The sequence below is a fragment of the Paenibacillus sp. 2KB_20 genome, assembly GCF_052115765.1.
In the GTDB taxonomy this organism is placed as follows: Bacteria; Bacillota; Bacilli; order Paenibacillales; family Paenibacillaceae; genus Paenibacillus_AQ.
This window is the reverse complement of the sequence record NZ_JBFRHH010000034.1, coordinates 1-1466: the sequence shown is the minus strand read 5'-3', so window position 1 is coordinate 1466 and position 1466 is coordinate 1. Positions and strand designations below refer to the sequence as shown.

Annotated in this window: 1 protein-coding gene; it reads right to left on the bottom strand. The window is 47.7% G+C overall.

Annotated elements, in window-relative coordinates; translation table 11 throughout:
- Positions 1–86: 86 nt before the first annotated feature.
- A protein-coding gene (locus AB4124_RS33980) for an IS1182 family transposase (RefSeq protein WP_098749644.1) occupies positions 87–1447 on the bottom strand; the annotation gives its coding sequence in 2 pieces (ribosomal slippage) (positions 87–880 and positions 880–1447; 1362 coding nt in all).
- Positions 1448–1466: the final 19 nt, after the last annotated feature.

Sequence of the window (1466 nt, the reverse complement as noted above, 5' to 3'; positions counted from 1 at the left end):
TCAGATTGTCGAGAAACCCTGTGCTTTTTTCAAAGTACAGGGTTTCTCCCTTTTTAAGTGGTCACTTCAACAGGGAAAATGGGGGATTACCCCCTGTTTTCCAGGCGATCCAGGTGGATCGCTATCTTCTTCATGTTTTGTACGGTTGCCGTCATCAGGGCCTGTTCCCTGACGTTTTGCAACCCGCGCAACCGGCAATAGCGAAACCCATGGAGCTCTTTGGCATCCGCGAAGCTTCGCTCAATCGTTTCTTTTCGTTTACGGTATAAATACTTGCCGGATCGACTGAGCCGGTTGTTTCGCACCCATTCCTTGCTGTCTTCCCAGACATGGCGCGTAACGACCTTCCGGTGATTCCGTGAACGGGTACATTCCTCCAGCATCGGGCAAGTCTTGCAGTGCTTCGGATCCGAGGCATATTGTCGGTATCCTTCTCGATTCGTGGTACGGTACAACAATTCATGCTGAAGCGGACAAATATATCGGTTGCGCTCAGCATCATAGGTAAACTTCCATTTCGGAAATAAGCCTTGGGTCGGATGAAATCTCCGGTGAGCAATCACGCCAAAGATCCCCCGTTCCTGCAATCCTTTGCAGATGGGGGTTGTTAAATAGCCTGAATCCAGGGCAACGGCTTCAACTTCAAAACCAAATCGCTCTCGTTGGCGATCCAATCGCGACAAATACGGTACAGAATCATGAACGTTTCCCGGTGTGACGTGGACATCGGTAATCAGATTGTATTTCAAATCAACGGTCCGGTGATCTAAATAAAAGAATCCTTCAGGTTTACCATCGCGAATCATATAACCGCTATCCGGGTCGGTTTTACTCACTTTGATTTCTTTCTTCTCGACCACATCCTCTCTGGGTTTTAAAGCTTTTTTCCATGCGCCTTCCGGTCGGCTTCTACCGCACCATTAAGTTCGTCCATGTAATCTCGTGTGTTTTGTAGAACCTGCTGCTTGGTGTACTGGTGCTTGTTCGCATTGGCCTTCACATGCGTGGAATCCGAAACCAGGACCCGTCCGCCGACCATGCGGTGCTGGATTGCTTGCAGCACAATCTCATCGAAGATATCTTGAAAGATATTGGTGTCTTTGAAACGAGTCCGTCGGTTCCAGCTAATGGTGGTATGGTCTGGAACTTTGTCGGTCAATCCCAAACCAAGAAACCAACGGTATGCCAGATTCGTCTGAATCTCGCGTTCCAATTGACGCTCCGAACGAATGCCGTAAAAATAACCGAGGAAAATCATCTTAAATAACACGACAGGGTCGATGGCTGGTCGCCCATTATCAACACAGTAAAGCGGACGAACCTTTTCGTCGATGAAAGAGAAATCGATATACTTGTCCACTTTACGAAGCAGATGATCTTGAGGAACCAATTCTTCAATCGAAACAAACTCGTAAGCCTGCTGTTTTTCTCGGTTAGAACGCAACATATTTAACACCCTTCCGAAC